Source organism: Pseudoalteromonas rubra, assembly GCF_001482385.1.
Lineage (GTDB): Bacteria > Pseudomonadota > Gammaproteobacteria > Enterobacterales > Alteromonadaceae > Pseudoalteromonas > Pseudoalteromonas ardens.
The window spans coordinates 675,717-698,578 of record NZ_CP013612.1; the positions used below are offsets into that span (position 1 = coordinate 675,717).

General features: G+C 45.5%; 17 protein-coding genes. 13 read left to right on the forward strand and 4 right to left on the reverse strand.

Annotated features, from left to right (window positions below):
• Positions 1-9 precede the first annotated feature (9 nt).
• The gene (hemH, locus tag AT705_RS22050) at positions 10-1,032 is read right to left on the reverse strand and encodes a ferrochelatase (protein ID WP_058798490.1); all 1,023 of its coding nucleotides are present in this window, start codon (positions 1,030-1,032) and stop codon (positions 10-12) included.
• Between the two features lie 219 nt (positions 1,033-1,251).
• Here hemH and AT705_RS22055 point away from each other — a divergent pair, with 219 nt between their 5' ends.
• Complete coding sequence (locus tag AT705_RS22055; protein WP_058798491.1) at positions 1,252-2,802, forward strand: methyl-accepting chemotaxis protein; 1,551 nt, start codon at positions 1,252-1,254, stop codon at positions 2,800-2,802.
• Here AT705_RS22055 and AT705_RS22060 read toward each other — a convergent pair.
• Positions 2,799-4,133: an HD domain-containing phosphohydrolase gene (locus AT705_RS22060; RefSeq protein WP_082669112.1), complete on the reverse strand. Its 1,335-nt coding sequence runs from the start codon at positions 4,131-4,133 to the stop codon at positions 2,799-2,801. The genes AT705_RS22055 and AT705_RS22060 overlap by 4 nt on opposite strands.
• A gap of 109 nt (positions 4,134-4,242) precedes the next feature.
• Between AT705_RS22060 and AT705_RS22065 the strand changes: the two genes are divergently transcribed.
• The 9 genes from AT705_RS22065 to AT705_RS22100 all read left to right on the forward strand — a co-directional run bounded on the left by AT705_RS22065 (position 4,243) and on the right by AT705_RS22100 (position 16,343).
• Positions 4,243-4,785 carry a heme NO-binding domain-containing protein gene (locus AT705_RS22065; RefSeq protein ID WP_058798493.1) on the forward strand — a complete coding sequence of 181 codons (543 nt, stop codon included), beginning with the start codon at positions 4,243-4,245 and terminating at the stop codon, positions 4,783-4,785.
• 96 nt (positions 4,786-4,881) lie between these two features.
• A complete protein-coding gene (locus AT705_RS22070; protein WP_058798494.1) occupies positions 4,882-5,850 on the forward strand; it encodes a sensor histidine kinase in 969 nt (322 codons plus the stop codon).
• 98 nt (positions 5,851-5,948) lie between these two features.
• Entirely contained in the window at positions 5,949-6,134 is a 186-nt protein-coding gene (locus AT705_RS25990; RefSeq protein ID WP_082669113.1) for an ATP-binding protein, read from the forward strand.
• Positions 6,135-6,646: 512 nt separating this feature from the next.
• On the forward strand, positions 6,647-9,772 hold the full coding sequence (locus tag AT705_RS22075; protein WP_058798495.1) for a glycosyl hydrolase family 18 protein: 3,126 nt from the start codon (positions 6,647-6,649) through the stop codon (positions 9,770-9,772).
• 52 nt (positions 9,773-9,824) lie between these two features.
• Entirely contained in the window at positions 9,825-11,261 is a 1,437-nt protein-coding gene (locus tag AT705_RS22080; protein WP_058798496.1) for a lytic polysaccharide monooxygenase, read from the forward strand.
• Positions 11,262-11,342: 81 nt separating this feature from the next.
• Positions 11,343-13,808 carry a glycosyl hydrolase family 18 protein gene (locus tag AT705_RS22085; protein ID WP_058798497.1) on the forward strand — a complete coding sequence of 822 codons (2,466 nt, stop codon included), beginning with the start codon at positions 11,343-11,345 and terminating at the stop codon, positions 13,806-13,808.
• 140 nt (positions 13,809-13,948) lie between these two features.
• Positions 13,949-14,746, forward strand: a complete 798-nt coding sequence (locus AT705_RS22090) for a substrate-binding periplasmic protein (protein ID WP_058798498.1) — start codon at positions 13,949-13,951, stop codon at positions 14,744-14,746.
• A 3-nt stretch (positions 14,747-14,749) separates the two neighbouring features.
• The gene (locus AT705_RS22095) at positions 14,750-15,172 is read left to right on the forward strand and encodes a hypothetical protein (protein WP_058798499.1); all 423 of its coding nucleotides are present in this window, start codon (positions 14,750-14,752) and stop codon (positions 15,170-15,172) included.
• Between the two features lie 4 nt (positions 15,173-15,176).
• Positions 15,177-16,343, forward strand: coding sequence for an anhydro-N-acetylmuramic acid kinase (locus AT705_RS22100; protein ID WP_058798500.1), 1,167 nt, complete (start codon positions 15,177-15,179; stop codon positions 16,341-16,343).
• Here the strand turns inward: AT705_RS22100 and AT705_RS22105 are convergent.
• Positions 16,308-16,832 carry a hypothetical protein gene (locus tag AT705_RS22105; RefSeq protein ID WP_058798501.1) on the reverse strand — a complete coding sequence of 175 codons (525 nt, stop codon included), beginning with the start codon at positions 16,830-16,832 and terminating at the stop codon, positions 16,308-16,310. The genes AT705_RS22100 and AT705_RS22105 overlap by 36 nt on opposite strands.
• Before the next feature lie 122 nt (positions 16,833-16,954).
• Positions 16,955-18,094 carry a Na/Pi symporter gene (locus tag AT705_RS22110; protein WP_058798502.1) on the reverse strand — a complete coding sequence of 380 codons (1,140 nt, stop codon included), beginning with the start codon at positions 18,092-18,094 and terminating at the stop codon, positions 16,955-16,957.
• A 300-nt stretch (positions 18,095-18,394) separates the two neighbouring features.
• Between AT705_RS22110 and AT705_RS22115 the strand changes: the two genes are divergently transcribed.
• The 3 genes from AT705_RS22115 (at position 18,395) to AT705_RS22125 (ending at position 22,861) form a co-directional block, all read left to right on the forward strand.
• Positions 18,395-20,392 (forward strand): sensor histidine kinase, encoded by a 1,998-nt coding sequence (locus AT705_RS22115; protein ID WP_237113842.1) that lies wholly within the window; start codon positions 18,395-18,397, stop codon positions 20,390-20,392.
• Positions 20,393-20,462: 70 nt separating this feature from the next.
• A complete protein-coding gene (locus AT705_RS22120) occupies positions 20,463-22,265 on the forward strand; it encodes a DUF885 domain-containing protein (protein ID WP_058798504.1) in 1,803 nt (600 codons plus the stop codon).
• A gap of 89 nt (positions 22,266-22,354) precedes the next feature.
• Positions 22,355-22,861, forward strand: a complete 507-nt coding sequence (locus AT705_RS22125) for a YcgN family cysteine cluster protein (protein WP_049864771.1) — start codon at positions 22,355-22,357, stop codon at positions 22,859-22,861.
• The last annotated feature ends 1 nt before the right edge of the window (position 22,862 follow it).

Genomic DNA, 22,862 nt, shown 5'->3' on the forward strand with positions numbered 1-22,862 from the left:
TGCATTTTTCTATCTAATATATGGTTTTAGGATATCAAACAAAGCCGCTAAGTGATCGTCTCTGTCATTGAGTGCTGGAATATAGTGGTAAGTTTCACCACCCGCTTCGATGAAGTACTCTCGGTTTTCTTCTTCAAGTTCTTCAAGTGTTTCCAGGCAGTCCGCACTAAATGCAGGACTGAGAATAGCAATTTCTTTGACACCCTGAGAAGCCAGTTCTTTCAATGTCACGTCCGTATAGGGCTGTAGCCATTCCTCCCGGCCAAACCGGCTTTGGAAAGTCGTCATTACTTTGTCTTTGTCTAACTTGAGCTGCTCGCACACAAGTCGAGTGGTTTGCTGACAAAAGCAATGGTAAGGATCGCCGTTATTGAGGAATCGTTTCGGTGTGCCATGATAAGAAAAAAGTAGCTTCTCTGGCAGGCCATGTTTGTCTATATGTTCTTGTACTGAGTTCGCCAAGGCGGTGATATAACTTGGTTGTTTATGATAGCCATTGATAAAGCTCAGACTCGGAACCCAACGCCAGGTCTTCAATACGTTCGCAACCGCGTCGAACGTTGAGCCTGTCGTTGCACTGCTGTATTGTGGGTAAAGCGGGAACACAACGATGTTAGTGATCCCTTTTGAACGCAGTGCTTCAAGGCCGCTCTGAATAGACGGATTACCATAGCGCATTGCCATGACCACCTCGACATTGTCGTAGTTTTGCTCTTTTAGTAGTGCGCTGAGTTTATTACACTGATCTTGTGTAATTTGCACCAGAGGTGAGCCGTTTTCGGTCCAAATACTGGCATAGGCCTTAGCGGATCTGCTGGGTCTGACTCTTAAGATGACGCCGTGCAGTATTAACCACCATAGCGCTCTGGGCAGCTCTACGATACGAGGATCAGATAAAAACTCTCGAAGATAATTTCTTAGTGCAGGTGCATTTGGTGCATCCGGGCTGCCCAAATTGGTTACCAGAACGCCGATTTTTTCGTTAAATCTGTTCTCGTGTGGATTATCAGTAATGGCAGAAAGCTTTGGCACTCACGGCTCCTTTGGTGTGTTCTGTTAGCCTTGCTATTTTACATAAAAGGCTAGAGTGAAAAAACGATTTTCGGTTATACGTACTTGGCGTTGCTTTGGATCTAGTTATTTTTTCCTAAAAAAACGGCAAAATATAGATTTGTTGTTGCAAAAACAGCGCATTAGTCGTATTTTCTCGCTTCGCAGAAACAATTGATAGCATAGAATTCGAGTTTAAAGATGCGATTAAATCACCCCGTCACCAATCAGGAAAAACGCTTTTCCGCTGACACCCGACTAATTTCAGTGACCGATCTGAAAGGCACAATACTTGACTGCAATGAGCATTTTGTTGAAGTCAGTGGGTATGCCAAAGATGAACTAATTGGCCAACCACATAATTTGGTTCGCCACCCGGATATGCCCGAAATCGCCTTTAAGACCATGTGGGATCAATTAAAGGCGGGTAAACCCTGGATGGGGCTGGTTAAGAACCGTTGTAAGAATGGCGACCATTATTGGGTGAATGCGTATGTCACGCCAATGACGGAAGGTGGAAAAATTATTGGCTACGAATCTGTCCGAAGTTGCCCGGACCGTGAGTCTGTCACTAGAGCCGAAGCACTCTACAAACGGGTAAAATCAGGTCAACGTGATAAAGTGAAATTGCCAAAACTGCGTGCAATTTGGCCTTCACTGGCAGTACTCACTGCACTCTTTTTATATCTGTCTGTGAGTGAAATGCTTGGATTTGGCTGGCTAATGGCTAACACTCTAGCTTTGTTTGCCTATAACACATACCGCGATAACGAGCAGTTGGGCAGGATTGATAAAGTGATGTCACACAGTTTTTGTGATGATATTGCCACTCAGGTTTATTCTCCCTGGAGTGGTAAAATGGCTCAACTACACGTCAAGCTGCTTAGTGAGCGCGCGCACCTGGATACTATTATTACGCGTATTGAATTCGCGGCTAAGGGGGTCGCTGGTGGTGCAAAAGAGAGTAACAGCAAAAGTATTGAAACCTCTCAATGCCTGGCAAAGCAGCAACTCGAAACTGAGCTGGTTGCAACTGCGATGAATGAAATGGCAACTACCATCAATGAAGTCTCGCATAGTGTCCAGGCAAGTTCAGAAGATGCTAAAGGAGTACTCGTATTAGCCCAGGAAAGTGCACGCAGCTCTGAGGAGACCCGCGCTTCAATAGAAAGTTTGGGAGCAACCGTTGTAGATATCAAGGACTCAGTGTTAGGTGTGGCAAAACAAACATCTAAAATTGCTGAAGCGGCACAGATCATTGAGCAAATTGCTGAACAAACTAATTTGTTGGCTCTGAATGCTGCAATCGAGGCGGCAAGAGCCGGGGAGCAAGGTAGGGGCTTTGCTGTAGTTGCCGATGAAGTACGTCATTTAGCGCAAAGGACGCAGGAGTCGACAAAAGAAATCCATGCAATCATCGAACAGCTGACACAAAGTACTCAAAGTGCCGAATTTATTGCAAAGCGGGGAGAAGATGAATCTCACCAGGGCATTGAGCAGCTTTCACACTCTTCTCAAAAGTTAGAGGGGATTTATCAACTGATAGAGAAAATTAGCGCGAGTAGCATGCAAATTGCCACTGCTGTGGAAGAGCAAGCAACGGTATCTGAGGATATTAATCAGCAAGTGGTGAGCATTGCAACACTCGCCAACACAAGCGTAAATAGTTCAAATGAAATGCATGTGATCAGCGAAGAGCTGACCACAGTAGCAAATGATATGTATGAACTTGTTGTCAGATTTAAACGCTAGTTTTTAATCAGAATTCTAAATGGGGTTGGTTTTTGTGATTCAAGCTGCTGCAGTTTAGTGGCCGTTGCAGCGGTAAAAACATGCCCCTTAGGTAACAGCATTATGCCTTTGTGGCTATGGATGGCCAGGCCCAGTTCCATGCCTGGCTTGAGTTTTTTCGCATCAATGATATTCATTGACCCTACCTGCTCTGTGCCTGCTCCGTCAGTTTGAACAGATTGCTCTAATGCTGCGACTACCTTAGGGTGGTAAAAAGAGCCACTGTACATTTTTATCATTTCCAATGCATGAGCGTGCTGTTCTTGTTCTGGGTTCTTGGTTTTTAGCAGGTGTTCTACGTAATCCCTGACTGCCGCAAGAATGTGGGCGCCGATGGGGATTTCCTTGCCTTTTAAGCCTTTCGGGATGCCTTGCCCGTTATACTTTTCATACTGATGATAGATAGCTTCGCCAACATCACTCAGATGCTGTGCCGGCATTAGCATCAGCTGCGCGGTTGCAGGGTGCGTGAAGAATAATTTTCGTTGCTGGGGACTTAACTGTTCGACAGGCTGATTATAAAGGGCTGGATCCATTGCCAGCAGTCCTACTTGCGCCAAGTAACCAGCCATCTTAGTCAGTTGTATGACTTTCTCACTAAGCCCAAGTTTATGGGCAACCAGGCCACAAAGGTGTGCAATGTGTTTTGCCAAGTCGGCATTGATATAGGGATTAGCATTTATAAAATTGTACAGCAGTTCTACGGTAGCTTTATGTTCATCTTGTTCTCGTTTGTTAGCCGTTTCAAGTTGGCGAAGTACTGTTCTGATCTGCGCGGTGCGCTTTTCTACTAACTCTTCGAGATTACCATTAAGCATCCTCAGTTGATCGTTTTGTTTGCTAACCTCTTCCTGAAGAGCGAGGTTGTATTGTTTAAGGCGATATTTCTCGGCCGCATCTTTAATAACATGGATAAGGGCTTCATTCTGCCAGGGCTTTTGTAGAAAGTTATGGATCCCGCCTTCATTTATGGCTGCGATCGTCGAGTCCATATCTGCGTAACCGGACAATAAGATACGTTGTGACTGGGGCGACACCTCCCTCGCTTTGGTCAGGAATTCAACGCCATCCATTTTCGGCATTCTCATGTCTGAGATGATCACTTCAAATTCATTATCCTCAAGTGCTTTAAGCGCGAGTTCTCCGCATTCGAATATGGCCACTTGCATACCTGCCATACCCAGTGTTCTTCTAAGTACTTTAAGTACGCCCGGCTCATCATCCAGGCACAAAACTCGTATGGGCCCGGACGGAGGCTTAGCAATTTCAGGTTTTTGGCTGTGTTCCATCATAAATCAATGACGTAAAGCAATAGGTAATATAAAAATTAGTCTAAACTTTGTTTTATAACAATTCCAGCAGCGAGTTTGGTGTTAATTCATTTGGAGTAAGGAGTGAACAATGAAAGGCATAATATTCCGTAGTTTAGAAGAACTGGTCATCGAAAACCTGGGTATGAGTGCTTGGAATGCACTGTTGGACGAGCACAGTCCGGCACATCGTAGTTATGTTTCTGCTGTCTCTTATCCGGATGAAGAATTGTACGCGCTGGCAAATGGCGTTGCAGAAAAAATGGCCTTACCTTTGCCTGATGTATTAAGTGTATTCGGGCGCTTTTTGTTTGGTTCATTGGCTGCCAAACATACCGCAGTGCTTGCCGAGCTGGATACATTTGAGAAGTTGATTATGGCAATAGACAGTGTGATCCATGTAGAGGTCGCTAAGTTATATGATGAGCCGAATCTGCCAAAGATTGAAGCGACGATTGTAAATGATTCAGAGATATTAGTAGATTACCGTTCACCCCGGAAGCTTGGATTCTGTGCCGAAGGGCTGATTTATGGTGCGGCAGATTACTTTAACAAGCAAATAGAAATATCGCATAATCGATCTGTTACGCAAAGCGGTGAACATACCCAGTTTGTGGTGAAAATTCTAGCGTGAGAACTAAAGGTATGATTTGGTGTATGGGTCAGTTCTGGCTTTTCCTGCTACACAATTGCTGCAGGGAGCTCCCACGGTAGAGTAAAAGAGGTGAATATGTCGCAAAGTGACAACGAATATTATAAGGCGTACCACAGAGAAAAGCAGGCCCGTGATGAGCTTGAAACGCTATTAGAGGACAAAACGCGCTCTCTATATCTTGCCAATCAAGAGTTAGAAGCTAATCTGACGCAGTTAAAACGACAGCACGCAGCTATTTTACAGAGTGAGAAGATGGCGACGCTCGGTGTTATGTCTGCGGGCGTTGCGCACGAAATCAATAACCCTCTGGCTTATGTTAACAGTAATGTGGCTACACTGGGGCAAGTCGCTAAAGGCGTTGCGGAGCTGATTAATACAAGTCAGCAATTTTCAGACAATGCCATTGAGCAAGAGGCGTTCAAAGAAGCATTTATGAAACTTGAAGCACAATATCAATTGGGTTTCTTTGCTGAAGATGCAGAAGATCTCATCGAAGATTGCCAGGACGGTTGTCGGCGTATCGCAACCATCGTCGGTAGTTTATTGGATTTCGCCCGGCCCAAAAACAATGAATTTGTTATGGCTGATATGACTGAAGCGATAGACAGTGCGCTCGGCCTGCTTGCCAATCAGCTTAAGCATATCGAACTCATTGTAGAAAAAGTTGATATCCCGCTTAGTTATTGCAATCTTGCCGCGTTAAATCAGGTGATCATCAATTTATTGATGAATGCTAAATACGCTTGTGAGCAAGGGAAAGCGCAGGGTAACTGTCCAAGCCCTCAAATCAAATTGGTCGTCAGGCCTGCGACAGAGAAGATCCTGATCGAAATTATAGATAACGGTACCGGCATAGAAGAAGACAAACTGCCGCATATCTTCGAACCCTTTTTTACCACTAAGCCAGTCGGACAGGGTACTGGTATGGGTCTGGCAGTGGTGTATGGGATTATCTCAGAGCACAAAGGCACCATTAATATTGAAAGTAAACGTAATGAAGGCGCCAAAGTCACACTGACACTGCCAGTCATCATCGCCAGTTAATCACGCAAATTGTCCAAGTCCCTAAATCAAACTGGTCTTCAGGCCTGTGACAGAGCAGAGCCTAATCGAAATTATTGATAATGGTACTGGCATAGAGGATGACAAATTACTGCATATCTTCGAACCCTTTTTTTACCACTAATCCTGTCGGGCAGGGTACTGGTATGGGTCTGGCTGTTGTGTATGGGATTATCTCTGAGCACAAGGGCACTATTAATATTGAAAGTAGGCTTAATGAAGGCACCAAAGTCACACTGACACTGCCAGTCATCATCGCCAGTTAATCACGCGCATAGTCTCACCATACGGTTTCTATCCCTTCAAATGTGTTCTGAACACTTCTTTGTACCCTATTGAGGGCTAAATCATGCCTTTGTTACTGTGTTAACGTTGACGTTAACGTGATGTTATTGGTCCGACCTGGGGAGTTTCTTATATAACCATTGGTTATAAGTTATGCTCAAACATGATCTTCAGATTTTCATCAAAAAGATAAGAAAAACTTATCCGAACACATAAGTTTTTCTTTTCAATGTTTCTGATTTATTTCTAACTGATTGTTCTTTATGCAATAGCAATGAATATACGGACTGTAATATATGAATTTAACTCATTTAATGGAGGTCGGGTCAAAATGAGAAAAAGTCCATTCATTTGAATAATTGCTAGGTAAAAAGGATGGTTTACGAGGTTTTGTTGGTTAAAAAGTAGTCGTGCTTACGTTGACGTACTTCATTTCTATGTTAGCTTTACTTTAAAAATGTTAATCACTAAAACAGTAAAGGTTGAAGAAAGTATGAAAACGAGAAACAAATTCAAGATGGCACTGCAGCTCAGCGCAATCGCTATTGCTATAGGCTCAACACATGCTAATGCGTATGACTGTACTGGTCTAAATCCATGGCAATCTGGTAATGCCTATACCGGTGGTCAGCAGGTCGAGCAAAATAATAATGCTTATGAAGCCAACTGGTGGACGCGTTCTGAGCCTGCAACGAACTCTGGTGACTGGCAGGAGTGGACTTGGCTGGGTTTGTGTGACAACGCTGTCGAAAATAAACCACCAGTAGCCAGTAACTTACAGCCAGTTTCCGGCACTGAATTCGTTGCTAATGACAGCGTTGCCATTAGTGTGAAAGCGGTAGATTCAGATGGTACTGTGAGTAAGGTTGAGTTTTTCGTTGACGGCAGCCTGATTGCCACTGACGTAAGCGGCACCGCAGATATGTTTGATGCGCAATGGAACGCCAGTGTGGGTACGCATGATATCAGCGCAACAGCTTATGATGATAAAGGTGCAGCATCAAACGTATTGACCAGCCAGGTGGTTGTAAAACCAGCCGATACTGGTAACAAAGCACCAGAAGCACAGCTTGTTATTAAGAGTCAGCCAGCGGAATTGACTGTGGGTTCTCAGGTCGTATTTGGCTTGTCTGGCAGCGATACGGACGGTCAGGTGACCAAGTTGACGTTTACGGTAGATGGTGTTGATGTTGTAACTACCAACGGCAGTGCAACGGACCACACATGGACAGCGCAGCAACTGGGTCCGGTTTCATTTACTCTGACAGTGACAGATGATAAAGGAGCAACGGCAAGTGTTTCTCAATCTCTGACCGTTGTTGAGCAGGGGCAGGGGGGACGCGACGACTGTAAACCTGAAGGTTTGTTCCAAACACCTGGTGTGAATACACCTTACTGTACTATCTATGATGTCGATGGCCGTGAAAAAATGGGTACAGACCACCCTCGTCGGGTAATCGGTTACTTCACGAGCTGGAGAAACGGTGCCAATGGCCAGCCTTCTTACCTGGTGAATGATATTCCATGGGACAAAATAACCCATATTAATTACGCTTTTGCTCATGTCGACGCGAACAACAAGGTTTCAATTGGCGACCCAGCCGCACCAGGCAACCCGGCTACAAATATGGAATGGCCAGGCGAAGCGGGTGCTGAGATGGACCCGGCCTTACCTTATAAAGGTCACTTCAACTTACTTAACAAATATAAGAAACAACATCCGGATGTTAAAACACTCATCTCTGTAGGTGGTTGGGCGGAAACCGGTGGCTACTTTGGTACCGATGGCAAGCGCGTTAACAGTGGTGGCTTCTACACTATGACTACCAATTCTGATGGAAGTGTTAATCAGGCTGGTATCGATGCGTTCGCGGCAAGTGCAGTTGAGTTCATTCGCACCTATGGCTTCGACGGTGTCGACATTGACTATGAATACCCGACTTCAATGAACGACGCAGGTCACCCAGATGACTTCCCAATTTCTAATGCACTACGTGCAGGGCTAAATGCCTCATATCAGGTATTGATGAAGCGTTTACGTGAAGAGTTAGACAAAGCCGGTCAGCAGGATGGCAAACACTATATGCTAACCATTGCATCACCTTCTTCTGGTTATTTGCTGCGTGGTATGGAGACCTTCCAGGTTACTAAGTATCTGGATTACGTCAACATTATGTCTTATGACCTGCATGGTGCTTGGAACCAACACGTAGGCCACAATGCTTCTTTGTTCGATACTGGTGAAGATTCAGAACTTAAAGCATGGAACGTTTACGGCACTGCTGAGTTTGAAGGCATCGGTTACCTGAATACTGATTGGGCTGTTAAGTACTTCCGTGGTGCGCTATCGGGCGGTCGTATTAACATCGGTATTCCTTACTATACGCGTGGTTTCAAAGATGTTCAGGGTGGTACTAATGGACTGTGGGGTCAGGCTGCATTCCCTGATCAGGCAAACTGTCCTCCGGGCACCGGCAAAGGTGAGAAGAATAAGTGCGGTAATGGTGCTGTGGGTATCGATAACCTTTGGCATGACAAGAATGACGTAGGCCTGGAAGTACCTGCCGGATCTAACCCGCTGTGGCATGTTAAGAACCTGCAGTCTGGTGTATTGGGAAGCTACCTTGCTGACTATGGTCTGAACCCAGTTACAGACCCTGAAGACGCATTGACTGGCACATATGCGCGTCATTATGACTCTGTTGCTGTGGCGCCTTGGTTGTGGAACGCAGAGAAAAAAGTGTTCTTGTCTATTGAAGACGAAGAGTCGATGGGTACCAAAGTTGACTACGTTATCAACAATGGCCTGGGCGGGATTATGTTCTGGGAACTTGCTGGTGACTTTGACTACGATGCCGCGAAAGGTGAGTACTTCATGGGGTCGAGCCTGACAACGCTTGCATACAACAAGTTTAACCAGTCTGGTGCGCCTTACGATATTCATCCGGGGAATGTGAACTTTCAGGTTCCTGCGGAATCTGTTGATGTCACCTTCACTGCCAAAGATTTTCCTCTAGGGGATGATAACTATCCAATTGCACCAACGTTTGCGTTTACCAACAACTCTGCCATTGACTTGTCAGGCGCGAAGATCACCTTTGATGTTCCAGTTGCAACATCGGCAATCTTTAAGTCGAACTGGAATGCGCAAGAGAAACTGGGTATGGCAGTTGAAGCGAATGCCTCTAACGCTGCCGGCAACAACATTGGTGGATTTGAAAATGAGTTCCACCGTTTCTCAATAACTCTGGTAGACGAGTGGGGCAACATTCCGAAGTCGTTCGCACCGGGTGAAACGGTCAATGCACAGGTAATGTACTACATGCCTATCACAGGTCCTGTTAACTTTGTTGCCGAGAAAGATGGTAAACGTTACGCATTTAAGTTCGAGTATCCGAAATTGCCAGATGCAAAACCAGGTGATGGTAATGGCGGTCCAATCACAAGCTGTGAAGGTGTGCCTATCTCTCAGATTAAAGTATACCCAGAGTTTCCTAAGGGAACTCATGCTGCTCAGGGTGACTTAATCATCGATGGAAATGGTGTTTACAAAGCGAAGTGGTGGAGCAATAAACAGCCATCGGTCAGTTCGGATTACACCAAGGTTTGTAGTTTGTAACCAACCCAATTTCAAAGGACAGGGGCTTCGGCCCCTATGATAGAGGCAAACTATGAAAACGTATAAATTATTATCACAACAGAGCGCAATCAGTGCATTGGTATTATCAGCTCTGTGCTATAGCGACCTGGCTGCAAGCCATGGTTACATGGATTTCCCGCTTGCAAGGCAGGCAATTTGTGAAGACCAGGGAGGGTACTGGTGGCCAGAAGATGGTTCAAATATCCCCAATGCTGCGTGTCGGGCAGCTTACCTGGAGTCTGGCTACGTACAGTTTATTCAGGAACACGAATTCGCCGTCAATACGCCTGATTACAACAACCAACAGGCAGTAGAGAAGAACATACCAGACGGCACGCTCTGTGCGGCAGGTTCACATGAAAAGCGCGGTATGAACTTACCGTCAGCCGATTGGCAAAAGACAGATGTTCGTCCTAATGCAAATGGAGAGCTGGCGATTCGCTTTCATGCGACGACACCGCATAACCCCAGCTTTTGGAAGTTTTATCTGACCAAGCCTGGGTTTAACCCGGCGACGGATGTCATGACCTGGGGCAGTATCGACCTGATCACAGAGATCGGCAACGTGGATTTCGTGAAAGATCCGGATGGTAAACGTATTTACGAAATGACCATTCAGATACCTCAAGGTCGCAGTGGCGACGCGATTTTGTATACGCGTTGGCAGCGCAATGATGTCGTTGGAGAAGGCTTTTACAACTGTAGCGACATCAACATAGTTTCTGATTCGCAGCCTACCGACTGGTACGCAGCTGGCTATTTTGTCAGCCGGGGTCAGACGGCTAACGCTGGCGACCTTGTCTGGGCGCGCGTTTTTGACCAAAACGGCCAGGAAATTGTCAAACATTCCTTAGCGGTAACGGCGCAAAACCAGGCCAACTGGGAGAGCGTATTGGCAGGGCAGCTGAATGCAACCTATGCCAATGATGTTCAGGTGGGTGTCAAACAGGCTAATGGCGACGTGTTATTTGATGAAGCGAATTTGCTCAGTAATCAAGTGTTCGTAACGGATGCGGCGTACACCTATAACCTCACTATCGTACCTAAGGCGCCAAACACGCCGCCTACGGTTCATCAACCAGACCCGGTTGTGATGGATGAGAATGCCCAAGTACAGGTACATGTGCATGCCTTTGATGATGAGCAGACCGAGCTAGTCTACAACTGGACACTGCCAGCCGGGCTCTCGATGGCAGGCAGCGGCGCAACTATCTCGATACAAAGTGGCGAAGTGTCAGCAGACACGCAATACACAGTGTCGGTTGCTGTATCAGATGGTGAATTAGTTACTTCCATAGACTTCACTGTCACGGTTAAGGATGTACCCGTATCAACTTTTCCTCAGTGGAAGGCCTCTAAAACTTACGTAGGTGGCGATAAAGTCTCTCATGGTAATAAAAATTACGAAGCCAAATGGTGGACGCGTGGAGAAGAACCAGGAAAAGCACAAGTCTGGAAAGCACTCTAGTCAGACAAAAAAGTTTTAAGCAGTACCAATAACTCACCCCTCGGGGTTTGGATATAACATGTAAATAAGGTTGAGAAAGTAATGAAAATTAAACAGATAAGTACAGCGATAGGCTTAGCACTCATGAGCGGTTCAGTGTTGGCTGCACCTTCAACACCTAGCTTGAGCTGGGAGCCACAAGTGTATTCATTTGTAGATGTTGTACTCGATGGAAACGGGTCATACAAAGACTTGGTAACTGCTAAAGATAAAGTCGATATTCAGATTAAATGGAATGCCTGGAGTGGTACAGGTGGTGATAGCTATAAAGTCTACTTTGACAATCAGCTTGTAAATGAAGGTACGTTAACTGCCGGCACTAAGAGCGGTACTATCACTTTCCCTTATATGCAATCTGGTCGCCACACCCTGTATGTTGAATTGTGTGATAGCACGGGCTGTGCAAGAAGTGCTGGTAAAGAGATAGTGATTGCCGATACAGACGGTGGTCACCTTGAGCCACTACCTATGGATGTTAACCCGAATAACCGTAATAACGGTACAATCCCGGGTAAAGTAACAGGTGCTTACTTTGTAGAGTGGGGAATCTACGGCCGTGACTTTGACGTTACCAACATTCCTGCTCAAAACCTGAGTCACCTGCTGTATGGATTTATTCCAATCTGTGGTGCGAACGAGTCGCTGAAAGAAATTGAAAATGGTAACAGCTGGCGCGCATTGCAAAAGGCTTGTGCTGGGACAGCAGATTATGAAGTCGTCATTCACGATCCTTGGGCTGCTGTGCAGAAAACACTGCCTGGAGTGAATCAAAACGACCCGATCCGTGGTACATATGCTCAGCTGATGGCACTAAAACAGCGTTACCCTGATCTGAAGATTTTGCCTTCCGTTGGTGGTTGGACGCTTTCGGACCCGTTCCACGGTTTTACAACTAAAGCAAACCGTGACGTTTTCGTTGCTTCAATGAAGAAATTCCTGAAAACCTGGAAATTCTATGACGGCGTAGACATTGACTGGGAATTCCCAGGTGGTGACGGTCCAAACCCTGATTTGGGCGACCCGGTCAATGATGGTCCTGCATATATTGCGTTGATGGCTGAGCTACGTGCCATGCTTGACGAGCTGGAAGCCGAAACTGGCCGTACCTATGAATTGACATCTGCAATCGGTTCAGGTTACGACAAAATCGAAGATGTCGACTATCAGGCTGCTCAGCAGTACATGGATTACATCTTTGCAATGACGTATGACTTTTACGGCGGCTGGAACAATGTTACAGGTCACCAGACTGGACTATATTGTGGTTCGCACCTGAGCCAGGACGAATGTAATGGCACTGGTTTAGATGATAATGGTGAGCCGCGTAAGGGCCCAGCTTATACAGCCCACAATGCGGTACAACTGTTGCTTCAACAGGGGGTTAATTCCAAGAAAATTGTTATGGGTGCTGCAATGTATGGCCGTGGCTGGGAAGGTGTGCTAGACCAGAATACCACTATCCCAGGTAACCCAATGACTGCACCTGGCAATGGTAAATACGCTGGTTCAACCTCTGAGGGAGTTTGGGAACCAGGTATCATGGATTATAAAGCCATTGCTGCTAACCTGGTTGGTCCAAATGGTACAGGTCTGAATGGATTTGAAGTAGGCTATGACGATCAAGCCGAAGCGGCTTACGTGTGGAATCGCAGCAATGGTAAATTGCTGACGTTCGATAGCGCGCGTTCTGTCGAAGCGAAAGGCCGCTACGTTAACTTGTATGACCTGGGAGGTTTGTTTGCCTGGGAAATTGACGCAGATAATGGTGATATTCTAAATGCAATGTACGATGGCCTGACTGGTGGCGTGCCAGTTAATAAGCCGCCAGTTGTATCTGTAGACAGCAATGTTGTTGTGCAATCAGGTGGCTCAATCACAGTGACTGCAACTGCGTCTGACCCAGATAACCAGCCTCTGACTTACGCATGGAGTGCGCCAAGTGCTCTAACGCTGACTAACGCAACGACTACTTCAGTCGGTGTAGCGGCGCCAGTGGTTACGCAAGATACCGAGTATACTTTAACGATTGCTGTATCTGATGGCGAAGCGACTACAACGCGCAATGTTACTGTGTTGGTTAAAGCGCCTTCAACAGGTAACGATGCGCCAGTTGTGTCTCCAATCGCAGCAGTATCACTTGCGGAAAACACCAGCACATCAGTACAGGTAAGTGCAACGGATCCAAATGGTGATGCACTCACCTACACTTGGTCTGCAAGCAATGGCCTGACTGTCAGCGGTCAGGGTGCGAACGCCACAATTACAGCTCCTGAAGTAACGCAGGATACAACTTACCAAGTGACCGTTGCTGTATCTGACGGAACTGCGACGACTACCGCGTCATTTGATGTCACCGTGACTGATTCTTCAGTAGGTGCAGATCCTTGGGATAGAAATAAAGTCTATGTCGGAGGCGACCGCGTTAGCTACCAGGGTAACTTGTACGAAGCCAAGTGGTGGACTCGTGGTGAAGAGCCTGGTAAAGCGATGGTGTGGAAAGCACTATAAGTATGTTGATATCAGAGGCCGGGTTTGGCTCTGATTGACCAAGGGATTGGCCAACAATAACCAATAAAGGCGCTTCGGCGCCTTTGTTTTCTTCCAGATATCCTTCATAATCTAGCTAATATTAATGATAGTTAGACATTGTGCATTTATTTTTGTTCTTGTTTTTCCTGCCCATCATTGCTTTTGCCAGTGAGCAATGCGATACACGTTACAAGGTCGGTGTTGGTACCAGTTGGCCACCCTACGTGATGTATCGCGACACAGTGCCTTATGGTCTGGATGTAGATATCACTCGAAAGGTGTTCAGCAAAGCCAAGTTATGTATCGATTTTGTCCAGTTACCGTCATCCGCCCGGGGGATCACTGAGTTATCCAAGGGGTTCATTGATATCTTGCCTTCCGCCAGCTTTAATACGCAAAGGGCTGAACTGGCTTTTTTTAGCCAGGCCTACCGTCGTGAGAGAATGCGCTTGTTCACCCGCAAGGAACAGGTTAAAGAAGTGAGAAGTTTAACTGAACTATTCGCTTCAGAGCACACCTTTGTGTCTAATCCCGGTGCTTACTACGGTAAAGAGCTCGAGCAAATTTTAAAAATTGCCTGGTACAGAGAGCGTTTGCTTGAGGTACCGAGTATCAATCAGCGCATGCAACTGGTCAATCGCAGGCGTGTCGACTTTATGATAGAAGATGAGTTTTCGGGTTTTTACTACATAGAGAAGCTCGGTTTTGAGCAGATGCGAATACATCCTTATGTAGTAAACGACAATGCGATTCATTTTATGTTAAGCCGAAAATCATTTAATAAGCAACAAATAGATGAAATTAATGCTGCTATCGAGGCCCTGAAAGACGAGATAGCTGATTTAATTGGACAATACGGCATCAATACAGAGGCTCGACCAAAAAGTGCGAGCCTTGAGTCATTTTACGGAGTGTAATGTATGCACAAAACTGGCTTGATAATGAGTTTAATGATGATGGTTTCGGCCTCGGTTTATGCCAGTGATCTTAAACCTTATCGTTTTGACAGCATGCAAATGAACCTTGGCGCTTTATTTTTTGACCGGGCAGATCGCATGAAGCCGGCAAAAAGTGACTTTAAGGTTAACCGCAGTGTGGCAATGTCGAACGACGATGGACACCGTGCTGTGATACTCAGCCTTGAAAATCTTTCATCGGGCAGACGTATCCTCGAACCTGAACAGCTTATGGTGATTTATGCTGATGGTACTGCATTGCGGGTTAATACATTGCCGAAAAAAATTCTGCTCGAGGGCTATGAAAAACGTAATTTTACACTGGAATTGGGCGTCAATGATTATCCTGTCGTGGCAGTAGTGGCCGCCAATAACGAAGGATATTAATGTCATGGGACTTAAACAAATTAGTCAGCTCCACGCAATCTCAACCAAACCTGTGCGCAGAATTCTGGGGTTGATGAGCGGCACTTCCCTCGACGGCCTGGATCTGGCCTTGTGTGAGGTGACTGGCTCAGGTACAGAAACACAATGTAAGCTGCTAAAATTCGAAACCTACTCCTACGGCAGCGAATTTAAAAACAAGGTTCGGGCAGTTTTTGCCAAAGAAACCATTAACCTAGAATACCTCACCTTACTTAATCCCTGGATAGGGCAATATCACGCAAAATTAATCAACAAAACTTTGTCACAGTGGCAAGTAGACAGGTCAGAGATAGATTTAATAGCCAGCCATGGCCAGACCATATTTCATTGCCCACATCACCAGCATGGACATGTTGATTTTGCGGACGGGACTTTGCAGTTAGGAGACGGAGATCAGGTTGCAACGCATACACAGCTCATAACAGTATCAGACTTCAGGCAAAAGCATATTGCAAAGGGGGGCGAGGGTGCGCCACTGGCACAATATGGCGACTACTTGTTATATCAAAGTGCGCAAGTACACCGGGTTTTATTAAACCTTGGTGGAATAGCAAATTTCACTGTGCTGCCAAGAGGTGGCCAGGTTCACGATGTGCAATGTTCAGACATTGGGCCGGGCAATACGCTTATGGACGCGTTTTGTCAGCGTCATTTTGATGTGCCTTTCGATGAAGACGGACGGTTAGCCGCAAAGGGAGAAGTCTGCGTAAGTTTACTCGATTTGCTAAAAACCATACCTTTTTTTCATTTCAACACCCCAAAGACAACCGGGCCTGAGGTGTTTAATCTTACCATGCTGGAAGACATACGGGCCAAATGCCCTGAGCGACTGTCTTCTTATGACGTGCTCGCTACACTCAATGAGTTAACTGTCTGGTGTGTGCTGGAACATATACAGCGTCTTAAGTTGGATGGTCCCGTGCAACTGATAGTCAGTGGTGGTGGTGCACACAATACACTTCTTATCAGTAAGGTTAGGTCTGGACTATCGGGTGATTATGAGGTGTCTGAGCTGTCGCAAGACGGAGTGTGTGTTGACTCCAAAGAAGCGGCATTATTTGCGGTCCTGGCTAATGAATGCGTGGCTGGTAGTGGATCATTTTCGTTCGGTAAGATAAGCCTGCCTGGTTGAGCCTAGCAGGTTATTAAATTCTGTACGCAGATATTGGATGAAAACCTGAAACACTCCGCCTGCATGCCTTGCGTTGTTTGCCGTAACCTGGTCTTGATTTTCATTCGGATGTATTTCACGGGGTAGGTACGCCATGTAATCCATGCTGTTTTTTACGCGTTGTTTGTAGCCCAGTAAACTCAATTGCAGATTATACGAGCCACTTTTTCCAGCCCCGCTCAGGCGTATTTCAATGGTACCAGTCATAATATCTTTTTCTTTAAGCTTTACCATGCCTACAAAGTCTACGTCACGGTTGCCCTGGTGATTAGCCGTAATGCGGATCTGATTGCCTGACACTGCATCCTGTGGTAGCTGACACGACACGACCAATTGGTCCTGCTCGATGTAAAACTCAAGTTGATCGAATGGTGAGCCTTGCTCAAGGAAAAACAGCTGTTGGGCTTGGTCCTGTATATCAAAAGTCAAAGACCGTTTACGTGTATTCATGATTCTGCCGAAAGATTAAACCGTTGCTATTATGCCGGGGTTATATGTCAAAAATATTAAAAAGGGCTCGTACGTGAGCCCTTTTTACGAGTAACGAATTACTCGTTGCTTTGTCTGCTAGGTTATTTGATTGCAAGCATCAACAGGCCAGGCAAGACAAAGAAGGAACCTAGTACATAACCAAATGCCGCAGATTTATTACGTGTTCCAATGCGTGCCAGTTTCTCGGCCAATTGCAGCGGGATTTCACGAAGCAGTGGCAAGCCGTATATCAGGCCAACAGCAAATACGTTAAACATAACGTGAACCAATGCAATCGTCAGTGCAACTTCTGCATTCGGACCCGTGATAGACGTAGCAGCAAGTAATGCTGTGATAGTAGTACCAATGTTTGCACCCAGTGTGAATGGGTAGATTTGACGCGTGGTGAATACACCGCTACCTGCCAGAGGGATCATCAGGCTAGTTGTGGTTGATGAAGACTGAACCATCACGGTTACAGCTGCACCTGAACTGATGCCCGCGATTGGACCACGACCAATTGCACTGTGCAGAAGCTCTTTTGCACGGCCAACAAGTGCTTTCTTAAGTAGTTTACCCAGGGTGGTTACTGCGAATAAGATCATGGCAATACCAACTACAACCATTGCAATACCTACAGCTTTACCGTCAAGGAAACTTACTGCGTCTTTAACCAGGCCAACTGCAGGCTTTACAAGCGGTTTGATGAAGTTATAGCTTTTCAGAGATAAGTCTGCGTCACCAACGAACAGGTGCGACAGTGCTGCTGAGAATTTTTCCAGCAGACCAAACATAATTTCCAGCGGCAGGAAAATCGCGACTGCAAACAAGTTAAAGAAGTCATGCACTGTTGATGCGGCAAATGCACGTTGGAACTCTTCTTTATCACGAATATGACCAATTGAGACCAGTGTGTTAGTTATAGTGGTACCAATGTTAGCACCCATGATCATAGGAATGGCGATGCCCAATGGCAGACCACCTGCAACCAGACCGACAATAACTGAAGTAACAGTAGACGAAGACTGAACGAGCGCGGTGGCAAATGCACCCAGCATTAGCGCGACAAATGGGTTCGTTGCGAATGCGAAGATTTCTTTAGCACCTTCTGTGCCGCCTGAAGCTAATTTGAAACCACCACTTACGGTGCCAACAGCAACTAAAACAAGATAGACCAGTAATGCAATTGCGGTCCAATTTAAGATCTTTGCAACAAGAGAGGTTTGATTTTGTTCACTCATGATTTTACTCAGTTATGTCTGGCCAAACTATGTGGCACTTTGATGACGTTTTTATTTCAGGGCGGATTAAAACAAAGTTATATGACAGAAATATTTCAATGCGATTGCCATTTAACCAGGTACACAAAGTTAAAGGCGACAGTTTGACACTTTGTCTATGAAGAATTTATAGATTTTTTTTTAAGTTTCTAATAATTGGTGCTATTTTGGATTTCGTAATAGTGTTACATTAGTTTACATTAATCGCAGGGCGATACGTAAATTCGTCCTGACTCCACATTTCATACACGATTTAGACCTATGATAGTTACAAATGGTTACCGAGTCTTGTTCATGCATTTTATCTCAATGCTTTTAATAGCGAGCTTTTTGTTTGTAGGTCATGCCACTAGCGCAGAACACCAGCAAAGATTTGTCATTGACGACACTACCACACAGATCACTTTGAATAACGCCACCTTTTTTTATGATTATGACAGGCAAATTAAAGCGCCTGGCGATATATCCGAGTTTCTCCCGCAATTTGTCCCCCTGAACAAGATTGATAAGCGGCCTCAACATAAACTCTATTCTAAATGGGTGTCGCTGAAACTCGACAATCAATCAAGTTCAGCGGATTGGGTACTCTCATTTGGTTTTGCCAGATTGCCCAAACTGGTGGTTTATCAGGTGGACGGGGGGGAGTTTGAGCAGGTGCTGTCACAGGATGAAGACGCGAAGTTTGATGAACGGCCAGTTCAGGACCCGCAAATGTACTTACCATTAGACTTGAAACCGGGTCACAGCGAATTCTTGATTGAGTACCAAACGTTTGCAAATGCACCAGCTAATTTGCGTTTACACTCCAATGCTAACTATTTATCCACGTCACAACTCAGCATACTTACCAATGCCAGCCTGGCCGGTGTCGTTGCTGCCATTTTGCTAATCGTCATTGTTAACCTGGCCTTCAACCGCAATACAACCAATGTCTTCTATGCTATGTGGACTTTGTTATTTTTGCTTATTGTGATTGATATGGCGGGCTTCTCATTTCAGTATTTTTGGCCCAATCATGGCTTTTTCAGTGGCCAATTCTCAATAGCACTGATGGCAATAGTTCCCATATTTCACCTGTTGTTCGTACGTGGCTTTTTACAGCTAAAACACTATCACCCGACGCTTAATACTGTTTACGTCTTGGGAACATGGCTTTATATCATTCTGGTACCCACCGCTTTGTATCTTGAAAGTGTGTATTACAACTTACTCGCCAGTACCTTTGTTATCCCACTGTTTGTGTATACCTGCATATGGAGTTTCAGACAAAAAGGGCCCGGAATGCGCACCTTTACATATAGTCTGATTAATCACCTGCTATTTCTAAATGTGCTTACCATAGTTGGGGCGAGTTATGGAAATCTGATTGACGTGTTTGAGATCACGTCCTTCATTAAAGTGGGCTATCTAATAGAAGTGCTGTTATTTACTGTCGCTCTTGCATTGCAACATAAATCACTTCAGGGACAGTTAGTCAAACATCTGGAGCAACAGGTTAATGCCCTCAACCGCACCGTTGATAGTGAAAGGCAGGTGGTGAATGAGCAGGTGAATCAGCTAAAAGCCAAAGAAGAACAACTTTTCACCGACCTGTCGCATGAATTACGTACACCACTAACAGTGATGAAAATCCAGGTAGAGTCTTTGCAATACAATATTGTCGAAAATGTCGAAGATTCTTATGCCAAATTAATGACAAAAATAGACGAGCTTCACAAGTTTATCGATCAGTTGATGCTGGTGACGGGCGATAGAGACGTTGCGAGTATTCTCAATAAAGAACAAGTAAAAGTGGCGCACTTTATCAATGAAACCTTCCAAACCTGTATGACCTATGTGGATCCCAAAAAAGCGCGACTTGAAGTGGTAAATAGGCTCGACCCACACTTTACGATGCAGTTTGATAAACGCTCTATCGGCAACGCCATTTTGGAAGTCGTGAAAAATGCGCTGAAGTATGGTGGTGAAGGTGTAGACATTAAAATGAGCGCGATGGTCACAGAGCAAAATCTGGTACTTAGAATTGAAGATTCGGGTATGCCCTTGTCCTATGATGCACACAGGCAGTTGTTTCAGCCTTTGTTCCGGGAAGAGGCGTCACGAAGCTCGCTGAGTGGGGGTAAAGGCATGGGCTTGGCGGTGTGCAAGAAAATTGTAGAGTGTCATGGTGGTAAAATTGATTCGCACAATAGCCTGCTGGGAGGATTGTGTATTGAAATTATCCTGCCTACCGCAGAGACAGACATGGCTTTGGTATAGAAAATAGTTGTAATCTGCTTTATGTCTGGCAGACTGCGCTGCGATATAGACTAAGAGTAAGGTTACAGACATGATAAAAAAAACCCTGATAGCGCTCATCGTTGGTTTTGCACTGACTGGATGCGAAGTAACATCCGTTAATGTGCAGTCTCAACAACATAGTGTTGAGCAAGCCGAAGCGAATACGCAGATGATGACGCTTGCACAGGCCTACTTCGATGAAAGCATAACGCTCAGCCCGTTATCAGCCACTTTTTTTGGTATGTCTGAGTACAACGATAAGTTTGAGCTACCGCTTGGACCTGATAGTTTAGCGCAGTCACGCGCATTCACGGCTCGATATCTTGCTCGGCTGGAGTCGCTTGACCGAAGTAAACTCAGCGGCCAGGCAAAACTATCCTACGATATTCTCCATTATGAGCTGGTGCAAAGCAAAGCAGCTGAACAGTTTGATGATCAGTTTATGCCCATTGACCAAATGTACGGTCCACATCATGTATTTGCAGCCATGGGATCTGGTGAAAGTGCGCAGCCTTTTAAAACGGTTGATGATTATAGCAATTTTCTTAAACGCGCAGACGGCTTTGTTATCTGGTTGCAGTCTGTGCAGGCTATGATGATTCAGGGTATTGAGCGTAAGGTTGTATTACCACGTGCCATTACGGCCAAAGTTATCCCCCAGTTTAGCACACATGTTGTCGATAGAGCGGAAGACACGGTTTTCTGGGGACCAATAAAGAATCTCCCTGAATCATTTTCTGATGAAGAAAAACGTCAAATTACGCAATCCTACAAACATTACATCGAGCGCACTCTGATACCGGCGTATCAAGACATGGTGAGTTTTTTAGAGACAACTTATTTGCCTGCATCCAGAACGTCAGTGGGTTATAGCGATTTACCGAATGGTCAGGCCTGGTATCAGCACTATATTAAAGAAAATACCACGCTTGACATGACCGCAACCGAAATCCACCAGCTGGGTCTGAGCGAAGTTAAGCGTATTCGCGACGAGATGAGCAGTGTTAAAGAGCAAGTGGGTTTCGAGGGAGACCTTCAGGCATTTTTTGAGCATCTGCGGAACAGTGAAGAGTTCTATTTTCAGTCTGAGGCCGAGTTAATAAAGGCATATGAAGACGTGAAAAAGAAAATCGATGCACGCGTTCCTTTATTGTTTGATATTAAGCCAAAGGCTGATTATGTCGTTAAGCCTGTTGAAGCTTTCCGTGCAGCGTCTGCCGCTGGGGCATCCTATGAGAGTCCTGCTCCGGATGGCTCAAGACCCGGTGTTTTTTATATAAATAGCCACAATTTAAAGGCACAACCTAAGTTTATAGTTGAGACGTTATCCATCCATGAAGCAGCACCTGGGCACCATTTTCAATTGGCGTTGCAGCAGGAAATTGATGATTTGCCAGAGTTTCGTAAATTCGGTGGCTCAACGGTGTTTGTCGAAGGCTGGGCATTGTATGCTGAAAGTCTGGGTAAAGAGCTGGGATTGTTTACCGACCCGTACCAGTGGTACGGACGATTGTCTGACGAACAGTTGAGAGCGATGAGGCTTGTGGTGGATACAGGTTTGCATGCCAAAGGCTGGACACGTGCTCAGGCCATTGATTTTATGCTTGATAACTCTTCGATGGCGAAAAGTGATGTAGAAGCAGAGGTAGAGCGTTATATCGCCTGGCCCGGGCAGGCCGTGTCTTACAAAGTAGGCCAGTTTAAGATCAGACAGCTCAGAGAGTACGCCGAGCAAGAGTTAGGTGAACGGTTTGATATTCGTGCCTTTCATAATCAGGTTCTGATTGATGGCGCTGTCCCTATGCCTGTTTTAGAAGCCAAAATTCAGCGCTGGGTTGAATCCCAGAAGTAGTCCCTCCGGGCAGAAACAGGGCAGTTTTGCGCTGGCCTGTTTCTTCTAGTACAATTTGCGGCCCTTAAATATGTGGCAAGTTCAGCGTTATGAATACAACTCCTTTTTGGATAGAAAAATCACTTGAAGAAATGAACCAGCAGGAGTGGGAAGCCATTTGTGATGGTTGTGGTAAGTGCTGTCTGCATTCCTTTATAGATTCAGACGAAGAAGAGGAAGAACAATTTAGTAGCACTGACGTACTTAGGGAAGGGGAAGAGCTACTTTACACCGATGTGGTGTGTCAATACAGTGATGCAAATACGTGCGCCTGTACGCGATATACTGAGCGTCAGACACTGGTACCATCTTGCGTGCAGTTAACCAAAGATAACCTTAAGGACATCTTTTTTATGCCACAATCTTGTAGCTACCGTAGGTTGCACGAAGGACGTGGTCTCGCAAGCTGGCATCCATTGCTTCACAATGGCTCAAAACAGGCAATGCATGACGCCGGGATTAGTATCCTGGGCAAAGCCATTAGTGAGAATGACGTAGATCTTGAAAATGATTTCGAAGATCACATCGTTACCTGGCCTGAGCAGGATACAGATTAAT

What these genes read in the sequence shown, in the direction of transcription:
- AT705_RS22055 (WP_058798491.1), top strand. Translation starts at nt 1,252, where the DNA reads ATGCGATTAAATCACCCCGTCACCAATCAGGAAAAACGCTTTTCCGCT.
- AT705_RS22060 (WP_082669112.1), bottom strand. Translation starts at nt 4,133, where the DNA reads ATGATGGAACACAGCCAAAAACCTGAAATTGCTAAGCCTCCGTCCGGG.
- AT705_RS22065 (WP_058798493.1), top strand. Translation starts at nt 4,243, where the DNA reads ATGAAAGGCATAATATTCCGTAGTTTAGAAGAACTGGTCATCGAAAAC.
- AT705_RS22070 (WP_058798494.1), top strand. Translation starts at nt 4,882, where the DNA reads ATGTCGCAAAGTGACAACGAATATTATAAGGCGTACCACAGAGAAAAG.
- AT705_RS25990 (WP_082669113.1), top strand. Translation starts at nt 5,949, where the DNA reads ATGACAAATTACTGCATATCTTCGAACCCTTTTTTTACCACTAATCCT.
- AT705_RS22075 (WP_058798495.1), top strand. Translation starts at nt 6,647, where the DNA reads ATGAAAACGAGAAACAAATTCAAGATGGCACTGCAGCTCAGCGCAATC.
- AT705_RS22080 (WP_058798496.1), top strand. Translation starts at nt 9,825, where the DNA reads ATGAAAACGTATAAATTATTATCACAACAGAGCGCAATCAGTGCATTG.
- AT705_RS22085 (WP_058798497.1), top strand. Translation starts at nt 11,343, where the DNA reads ATGAAAATTAAACAGATAAGTACAGCGATAGGCTTAGCACTCATGAGC.
- AT705_RS22095 (WP_058798499.1), top strand. Translation starts at nt 14,750, where the DNA reads ATGCACAAAACTGGCTTGATAATGAGTTTAATGATGATGGTTTCGGCC.
- AT705_RS22100 (WP_058798500.1), top strand. Translation starts at nt 15,177, where the DNA reads ATGGGACTTAAACAAATTAGTCAGCTCCACGCAATCTCAACCAAACCT.
- AT705_RS22105 (WP_058798501.1), bottom strand. Translation starts at nt 16,832, where the DNA reads ATGAATACACGTAAACGGTCTTTGACTTTTGATATACAGGACCAAGCC.
- AT705_RS22110 (WP_058798502.1), bottom strand. Translation starts at nt 18,094, where the DNA reads ATGAGTGAACAAAATCAAACCTCTCTTGTTGCAAAGATCTTAAATTGG.
- AT705_RS22115 (WP_237113842.1), top strand. Translation starts at nt 18,395, where the DNA reads ATGATAGTTACAAATGGTTACCGAGTCTTGTTCATGCATTTTATCTCA.
- AT705_RS22120 (WP_058798504.1), top strand. Translation starts at nt 20,463, where the DNA reads ATGATAAAAAAAACCCTGATAGCGCTCATCGTTGGTTTTGCACTGACT.
- AT705_RS22125 (WP_049864771.1), top strand. Translation starts at nt 22,355, where the DNA reads ATGAATACAACTCCTTTTTGGATAGAAAAATCACTTGAAGAAATGAAC.